We start from the raw sequence: 8,170 nt of genomic DNA, 5'->3' as shown, positions 1-8,170 counted from the left end.
CGGCCCGCGCCGCCGGTGGAGCCGGAGCCCCGGCCCGTGGGCGTGCCGGAAGCGGCGGTGGACCCGGTGGCGGGACGGCGACGGCGACGGTTGCCGGAGCCGCCGGTGCCGCCGCCCTGACCCGCGGGCTTGCGCGGCGGGGTCGGCTGCGGGGTCTCGATGACGACCGGGATGCCCGAGGGCTCCCGCGCGCCGGTCAGCTCGGTGAGCTGCTCGTCGCTGGACTTGATCTGCGCGGTCCGGGGGCTGATGCCCGCGTTGGACATCAGGCGGCCCATGTCGCGCTTCTGCTCGGGCAGCACCAGCGTGAAGACGCTGCCGGACTCGCCCGCGCGGGCCGTACGGCCGCCCCGGTGCAGATAGTCCTTGTGGTCCATGGGCGGGTCGACGTTGACGACCATGTCGAGGTCGTCGACGTGGATGCCCCGGGCCGCCACGTTCGTCGCGACGAGCGCGGTGACCTGGCCGTTCTTGAACTGGTCCAGGGTCCGGTTGCGCTGCGGCTGCGAACGGCCGCCGTGCAGCCCGGAGGCCCGTACGCCGTTGGCGAGGAGCCGCTTGACCAGCCGGTCCACGGACCGCTTGGTGTCCAGGAAGAGGATCGTCCGGCCGTCGCGGGCGGCGATCCGCAGCGTGACGGCCTTCTTGTCGGTCTCGTCCATCACGTACAGGACGTGGTGTTCCATGGTGGTGACGGCACCGGCCGACGGGTCGACCGAGTGCACCACCGGGTCGTCCAGGAACATCTTGACCAGCTTGTCGATGTTCCGGTCCAGGGTGGCCGAGAACAGCAGCCGCTGCCCGCCCGGCTCGACCTGCTTCAGGAGCTTCGTGACCTGCGGCAGGAAGCCCATGTCGGCCATCTGGTCGGCCTCGTCCAGGACGGTCACGGCGACCTGGTCGAGACGGCAGTCGCCGCGCTCGATCAGGTCGTGGAGCCGGCCGGGGGTGGCGATCAGGACCTCGGCGCCGCGCCGCAGCGAGGAGGACTGGCGGGTGATCGACATGCCGCCGACGACGGTGGTGATCCGCAGCCGCAGCGCGCTCGCGTACGGGGTGAGGGCGTCGGTGACCTGCTGGGCCAGCTCACGGGTGGGCACCAGGACCAGCGCGAGGGGCGCGGTCGGCTCGGCGCGGCGGCCCGCCGTGCGGCCGAGGAGCGCGAGCCCGAAGGCGAGGGTCTTGCCGGAGCCGGTACGGCCCCGGCCGAGCACGTCCCGCCCCGCGAGCGAGTTCGGCAGGGTCGCCGCCTGGATCGGGAACGGCTCCGTGACCCCCTGCTCGCCCAGGGTCCGCAGCAGCGCCTCGGGCATGTCGAGGTCGGCGAAGGAGGCCACCGCGGGGAGCGCGGGCGTCACCGTCTCCGGTGGGGTGAACTCGCTGGGCGGCGGGGGCGCGGTGGGGCGCCTGCCGCCACGGGAGGCCTTCGGCTGGGACGTGGACTTCGCCCGGTCGGTGCGGGGGCTGCGCTTGTGGGTGCGCTCGGAGCGGGTCATGCGTGCCTTTCTGGCCGGTGCTCGCGGCACAGCGGGGGCCCGCACCTGCGCGATGCGGGCCCCGGCTGCTCTTACCCGGAACACGTGACACGAGCCCCGGACGTCTCTCTACCGGAACAATAGTGCGCCTCGGGAGCTTCCCGCCCCGCCCGCCTGATGCCCGGACGGATCAGGCCTGACCAGAACCGTGCGACGTGGGCGACTTCACAGTGAGCGGGGGGCCTGGAGCATGATCGAGACCGGCCGGGCGGGCTCAGAGCCGTTCGATGATCGTCACATTGGCCTGTCCGCCGCCCTCGCACATGGTCTGGAGGCCGTACCGTCCGCCGGTGCGTTCCAGTTCGTGGAGGAGGGTGGTCATCAGGCGGGCGCCGGTCGCGCCGAGCGGGTGGCCGAGGGCGATCGCGCCGCCGTTGACGTTGACCCGGGCGGGGTCGGCGCCGGTCTCCTCGATCCAGGCGAGGACGACCGGCGCGAAGGCCTCGTTGATCTCGACGAGGTCGATGTCGTCGAGGGTCAGACCGGTCTTCTTCAGGGCGTGGGCGGTGGCCGGGATGGGCGCGGAGAGCATCCGGATGGGGTCCTCGCCGCGTGCGGAGAGGTGGTGGACGCGGGCCCGGGGGGTCAGTCCGTGGTCCCGTACGGCCCGCTCGCTCGCCAGGAGGAGGGCGGCGGCTCCGTCGGAGACCTGGGAGGAGCAGGCGGCGGTGATGGTGCCGCCCTCGACGACGGGCCGCAGTGCGGCCATCTTCTCGGCGCTGGTGTCCCTGCGGGGGCCCTCGTCGGCGGTGACCTGCCCGTAGGGGACGGTCTCGCGGGCGAAGCGGCCCTCGTCGAGCGCGCGCAGGGCCCGCCGGTGCGAGCGGAGGGCGTACTCCTCCTGGTCGTCTCGGGTGATCCGCCACCGCTCGGCGATCAGCTCGGCGCCGTGGAACTGGTTGACGGGCGCGTCCCCGTACCGGGCGCGCCAGCCCTCGCTGCCGTGGAAGGGGCCGCCGGTGAGGCCGAGGGGGTCGGCTGCCTGCCGGGAGGCGAAGGCGATGGGGATCATCGACATGTTCTGGACGCCCCCGGCGACGACGAGGTCCTGGGTGCCGGAGAGGACGGCCTGGGCGGCGAAGTGGACGGCCTGCTGGGAGGAACCGCACTGACGGTCGACGGTGACGCCGGGGACCTCCTCGGGGAGTCCGGCGGCGAGCCAGGCGGTCCTCGCGATGTCGCCCGCCTGGGGTCCGACGGTGTCGAGGCAGCCGAGGACGACGTCGTCGACGGCGGCCGGGTCGATGCCCGCGCGGGCGACGAGGGCCTTGAGGGCGTGGGCGCCGAGGTCGGCCGGGTGGACGGCGGAGAGACCGCCGCCCCGGCGTCCGACGGGCGTGCGGACCGCTTCGACGATGTAGGCCTCGGGCATGGCGGGCTCCTCGGGGTGGTGGCTAGGCCGTGTCTTCCGGATCGTGCGGGGACCTGTCGGGCAGGTCCTGGGCGCGTACGGCGATCCCGTCCAGGACCATGGACAGGTACTGGCGGGCGATCTCCTCGGGGCTGTGCCGTCCGCCGGGCCGGTACCAGGAGGCGGCGACCCAGACGGTGTCGCGGACGAACCGGTAGGTGAGGCGGACATCGAGGTCGGCGCGGAAGGCCCCGGCGGCGACACCGCGTTCCAGGGTGCCGAGCCAGGCCCTTCTGAACTTGCGCTGCGAGTCGGTGAGGTAGTGGAAGCGGGGCTGGTCGACGAGGTGCCGGGATTCCTTCTGGTAGATGGCGACGGCGGCGCGGTGCCGGTCGATCTCCCGGAAGGACTCGGTGACGAGGGCTTCGATGGTCTCGCGGGGGCCGAGCCCGGCGGCGAGGACGGTGTCGTACCCCTCCCAGAGTTCGTTCAGGAAGGTGGAGAGGATCTCGTCGAGCATCGACTCCTTGGAGTCGAAGTGGTAGTAGAGGCTGCCGGCGAGCATCCCGGCGGCGTCCGCGATCTTGCGGACGGTGGTGGCGTTGTAGCCCTGGGCGGCGAAGACCTCGGCCGCCGTGTCGAGGAGCTCGCGGCGCCGCTCGGGCGCGGCGGCGTTCACCTGGTTCTTCTTCTTGGTCGTCGGCACGCCCCCATTCTGGTCCCGTCACGGGCCGGGCAGGATTCGCCGGACACGGGGTCAGGGGTGCTGGCTGCTGACGGAGACCGACTCGCCGGTCATGTAGGAGGAGTAGTCGCTGGCGAGGAAGACGATGACGTTGGCGACCTCCCAGGGTTCGGCGGGGCGGCCGAAGGCCTCGCGGGCGGCGAGTTCGTCGAGGAGTGCGGGGGTGGTGACCTTGGCGAGGTGGGGGTGGAGGGCGAGGGAGGGGGAGACCGCGTTGACGCGGACGCCGTAGGCGGCGGCTTCGAGGGCCGCGCAGCGGGTGAGGGCCATGACTCCGGCTTTGGCGGCGGCGTAGTGGGCCTGTCCGGTCTGGGCGCGCCAGCCGACGACGGAGGCGTTGTTGACGACGACGCCTCCGGTGCCGGATGCGCGGTAGCGGCGGAGGGCGGCGCGGGTGCAGCGGAAGGTGCCGCCGAGGGTGACGTCGAGGACGCGGTTCCACTGCTCGTCGGTCATGTCGGCGAGGTCGGCGGTGCCGCCGAGACCCGCGTTGTTGACGAGGACGTCGAGGCGCCCGTGGAGGCGTACGGCGGTGTCGAGGAGGCTTTGGACCTGGGTCTCGTCGGTGACGTCGCAGGGCTGGGCGGCGACGGCCCCGGGACCGAACTCGGCGGCGAGGGCGGTCTCCGTCTCCTTGAGGCGCCGGGTGTGGGCGTCGCCGAGGAGGACGCGGGCGCCTTCCTCCAGGAGCCGGCGGGCGGTGGCGCGGCCGATGCCCGCTCCGGCGGCGGCGGTGACGACGGCGGTGCGTCCGGCGAGGAGGCCGTGACCGGTGGTGTAGGGGGGCGGGGGCTGCCTGGGGGTGCCGGGGGGCGGGGGCTGTCCGGGGGTCATGGCCGCGGCTCCTTGGGGAGGCCGAGCACCCGCTCGGCGATGATGTTCCGCTGGATCTCGCTGGATCCGGCGTAGACGGTGTCGGCGCGGGAGAAGAGGAACAGGCGCTGCCAGTCGTCCAGTTCGTAGGGGGCGGAGACGGCGAGGGTGGCGGCGGGTCCGCACACGTCCACGGCGAGTTCGCCGAGGTCGCGGTGCCAGTGGGACCAGAGGAGTTTGGCGGCGGAGGGGTCGGTGCCGCGGAGGGCTCCGGCGCGCAGGGCTTCGAGTCCGGCCCAGGCGCGGACGAGCCGGTCGCGGATGCCGGGGTCGTCGGCGGCGCCGTTGCGGCGGGCGAGGGCGACGAGGGCGTGGAGTTCGCGGCGGAAGCCGACCTGCTGGCCGAGGGTGGAGGCGCCGCGCTCGTAGCCGAGGGTCGCCATGGCGATCCGCCAGCCGTCGCCGGGGGCGCCGACGACATGGGAGGCGTCGGCGGTGGCGCCGTCGAAGAAGACCTCGTTGAACTCGCTGGTGCCGGTGAGCTGGACGATGGGCCGGATGTCGACGCCGGGCTGTTCGAGGGGGACGAGGAGGTAGGAGAGGCCGGTGTGGCGCCGGGAGCCGGGGGTGGTCCTCGCGAGGACGAAGCACCAGTGGGCCTGGTGGGCGAGGGAGGTCCAGATCTTCTGGCCGTGGACGGTCCAGCGGCCGTCGGCGAGGGTGGCGCGGGTGCGGACGGCGGCGAGGTCGGAACCGGCGCCGGGTTCGCTGTAGCCCTGGCACCAGAGTTCGCGGACGGCGCGGACCGGGGGCAGGAAGCGGGCTTTCTGCTCCTCGGTGCCGTGCTCGATCAGGGTGGGGCCGAGGAGTTGTTCGCCGATGTGGTTGACGCGGGCGGGGGCGTCGGCGAGGGCGTACTCCTCGTGGAAGGCGATCTGTTCCCCGATGGTCGCGCCCCGGCCGCCGTACTCCTCCGGCCAGCCGAGACAGGTCCAGCCGTGCTCGGCCATGTGCCGTTCCCAGGCGAGCCGTTCGGTGAAGGACTCGTGCTCGCGGCCGGGTCCGCCCCGGCCCCTGAGGGCGGCGAAGGAGCCGCTGAGGTGGGTCTTCAGCCAGCTCCGTATCTCCGCCCGGAACTCCTCGACGCTGCTCATGGGCGTACGTTAACCTACCAAACACTTGCTAGGGAACGGGTGGGGGTGGGGTGCGGATGGATCTCCCGGACGGACGGACCGAAGGGGAACCCGGGGCGGGGGAAGGGGAGTTACGGGCGGGGGCGCGGGAGTCGCGGGCGGAGGGAGGGGGGGTACGGGCAGGAACGCGGGAGGTTCACGGGGAGACGACCGGGCCCGGCACGGAGGCGACCGGATCCCCCGCGGAGACGACCAAGCCCCGCACGAAGACAACCGGGCCCCACGCAAAAACGACCGGATCCCCCACCCAAACGGCCAAACCCCCCACGGCGGCGGACGCCTTCCGTGCGGAGGCCCGCTCTTGGCTGCGGGCCCACGTCCCGCCCTCCCCCCTCCCCTCCCTCGAAACGGCCGAGGGTTTCGCCGCCCATCGCGTCTGGGAGGCCGAACTCTCGGCGGCCCGCTGGTCGGTGGTCTCCTGGCCGGAGGAGTACGGGGGCCGGGGCGTGGACCTCGCGCGGTGGCTGGTCTTCGAGGAGGAGTACTGGGCGGCGGGGGCGCCCGGCCGGGTCTCGCAGAACGGCGTCCAGCTCCTCGCCCCGACCCTCTTCGACCACGGGACGCCGGAGCAGCGGGCCAGGGTGCTGCCGTCGATGGCGACCGGGGAGACGGTCTGGGCGCAGGCCTGGTCGGAGCCGGGGGCGGGATCCGACCTGGCGTCGCTCGCCTCCCGGGCGGTCCGGGTGGACGGGGGCTGGCTGCTCTCCGGCCAGAAGACGTGGTCGTCCCGGGCGGCCTTCGCCGACCGGGCGTTCGGGATCTTCCGCAGCGACCCGGCGGCCGACCGGCCGCACCGGGGGCTCACGTATCTGATGTTCGACCTGCGGGCGCCGGGGGTGACCGTGCGGCCCATCGGGCGGCTCGACGGGAAACCGGCGTTCGCCGAACTCTTCCTCGACGAGGTGTTCGTCCCCGACGAGGACGTCATCGGGGAGCCGGGGCAGGGCTGGCGGATCGCGATGTCCACGACGGGCAACGAGCGGGGGCTGATGCTCCGCTCCCCCGGCCGCTTCCTCGCCGCCGCCGATCGGCTCGTACGGCTCTGGCGCACGGAGGGCGATCCGGCGGACTCGGCGCTGCGGGACCGGGTGGCGGACGCGGTGATCGGGGCGCGGGCGTACCGGCTGTTCACGGCGGGGGCGGCGGAGCGGCTCGCGGCGGGTGCCCCGGCGGGCGCCGAGTCGAGCCTCAACAAGGTCTTCTGGTCGGAGTACGACCTCACCCTGCACGAGACGGCGCTCGATCTCCTGGGCGGGGACGCCGAGTCGGCGGACGGCCCGTGGGCGGAGGGCTATGTGTTCGCGCTGGCGGGCCCGCTCTACGCGGGGACCAACGAGATCCAGCGCGACATCATCGCCGAACGGCTGCTCGGCCTGCCGAAGGGACGCCGCTGATGACCTTCCTGCCGACGGAGGAGCAGCGGGCGTTCACGCGTTCCCTGGACGCGATGCTGACGGCGTCGGACACCCCGGCGGTGGCCCGCGCGTGGGCGGGGGACGATCCGGGGCCGGGACGGGCGCTGTGGGGCCGCCTGGCGGAGGCGGGGGTGTTCGCGCTCGCGGTCCCGGAGGCGTACGAGGGCGCGGGCCCCCTCCCGGTCGAACTGGCTTACGCATTCGTCGAGTTGGGCCGTCACGTGGTGCCGGGTCCGGTGGTGGAGACGGTCGCGACGGCGGCTCTCCTGGCCGGGCTGGCCCGCCGGGGCGAGGAGGGCCCGGGGAAACGGCTGCTCCCGGCCCTGGCATCGGGCGGGCACATGGCGACGCTCTCGCTCGCCCCGCCCGGGACGGCCCGGCCTCCCCGCCTCCTGGACGCCGACCGCGCCGACCTCGTCTTTGTCGTACGGGACCGGGCCCTGCTGCTCACGCCCGCCCCCGAGAGGTCCCTCCCCTCCACCGACCCCACCCGCCACCTCTCCCACCCCACACCCACCGGGAGGCTCCTGGCCGAGGGCCCGTCGGTGACGGCGGCGGCCCACCGTGCCCGGCGATGGGCGATGCTGGCGACGGCGGCGCAGTCCCTGGGGGTGGGCCTCGCCCTGCTCGACCGTACGGTGGAGTACGCCTTGATCCGGAGTCAGTTCGGCGCCCCGATCGGCTCGTTCCAGGCGGTGAAGCACCGCCTGGCCGACACCTTGCTGTCCCTGGAATTCGCCCGCCCGCTGCTGTTCGGGGCGGCGGCGGCACTGGCGGAAGCGGAGGAGGGCGGGGGTGGTCCCGCCGTGGACGGGGAGCTGGCGGCGGCGAAGGTCGCGGCGGGCGAGGCGGGGTACGCGGCGGCCCGTACGGCCCTCCAGATCCACGGCGCGATCGGCTACACGGAGGAACTGGACCTGTCCTGGTGGCTCCGCAAGGCCCGCCCGCTCCGGGACGCGTGGGGGGACCCGGCGTCGTGCCGGAGGACCGTACTGGAGGGGTATCCGGACACGGGACCGTGAGTCCCGGGGGGGGCGGCTCGGGCGGGGCGGGCGCACAGGGAGGACGCGCAGGGCGGGCAGGCGTGGCGGGCGCGCGGTCCATCCCCGGCACTCGCC

Annotated in this window: 6 protein-coding genes and 1 pseudogene; 2 read left to right on the top strand and 5 right to left on the bottom strand. The window is 74.0% G+C overall.

All coding sequences use genetic code 11. The annotated features are described in order from the left end of the window. From BU197_RS26765 to BU197_RS26745, 5 genes are all read right to left on the bottom strand, one after another. The coding region (locus tag BU197_RS26765) for a DEAD/DEAH box helicase (protein WP_188270878.1) at positions 1-1,496 on the bottom strand (1,496 nt) is incomplete at its 3' end. 253 nt (positions 1,497-1,749) lie between these two features. Next, on the bottom strand, positions 1,750-2,907 hold the full coding sequence (locus BU197_RS26760; RefSeq protein ID WP_188270877.1) for an acetyl-CoA C-acetyltransferase: 1,158 nt from the start codon (positions 2,905-2,907) through the stop codon (positions 1,750-1,752). Between the two features lie 22 nt (positions 2,908-2,929). Continuing rightward, entirely contained in the window at positions 2,930-3,592 is a 663-nt protein-coding gene (locus tag BU197_RS26755; protein ID WP_188270876.1) for a TetR/AcrR family transcriptional regulator, read from the bottom strand. Positions 3,593-3,643: 51 nt separating this feature from the next. Further along, positions 3,644-4,465 carry an SDR family oxidoreductase gene (locus BU197_RS26750; RefSeq protein WP_188270875.1) on the bottom strand — a complete coding sequence of 274 codons (822 nt, stop codon included), beginning with the start codon at positions 4,463-4,465 and terminating at the stop codon, positions 3,644-3,646. After that, a complete protein-coding gene (locus BU197_RS26745; RefSeq protein WP_188270874.1) occupies positions 4,462-5,598 on the bottom strand; it encodes an acyl-CoA dehydrogenase family protein in 1,137 nt (378 codons plus the stop codon). The genes BU197_RS26750 and BU197_RS26745 overlap by 4 nt, the downstream gene beginning before the upstream one ends. 314 nt (positions 5,599-5,912) lie before the next feature. Here BU197_RS26745 and BU197_RS26740 point away from each other — a divergent pair. After that, positions 5,913-7,031, top strand: a pseudogene (locus tag BU197_RS26740) (acyl-CoA dehydrogenase family protein); the annotation flags it as partial. After that, entirely contained in the window at positions 7,031-8,074 is a 1,044-nt protein-coding gene (locus tag BU197_RS26735) for an acyl-CoA dehydrogenase family protein (RefSeq protein ID WP_188270873.1), read from the top strand. The pseudogene BU197_RS26740 and the gene BU197_RS26735, both read left to right, overlap by 1 nt. Positions 8,075-8,170: the final 96 nt, after the last annotated feature.

The organism is Streptomyces sp. CBMA291, from assembly GCF_014596525.1.
Classification (GTDB): Bacteria; Actinomycetota; Actinomycetes; order Streptomycetales; family Streptomycetaceae; genus Streptomyces.
This window is presented reverse-complemented; position numbering and strand designations above follow the sequence as displayed.

Excerpts from the sequence above, each read along its gene's own strand:
- BU197_RS26750 (WP_188270875.1), bottom strand. The coding sequence starts at position 4,465 with ATGACCCCCGGACAGCCCCCGCCCCCCGGCACCCCCAGGCAGCCCCCG.
- BU197_RS26760 (WP_188270877.1), bottom strand. The coding sequence starts at position 2,907 with ATGCCCGAGGCCTACATCGTCGAAGCGGTCCGCACGCCCGTCGGACGC.
- BU197_RS26745 (WP_188270874.1), bottom strand. The coding sequence starts at position 5,598 with ATGAGCAGCGTCGAGGAGTTCCGGGCGGAGATACGGAGCTGGCTGAAG.
- BU197_RS26735 (WP_188270873.1), top strand. The coding sequence starts at position 7,031 with ATGACCTTCCTGCCGACGGAGGAGCAGCGGGCGTTCACGCGTTCCCTG.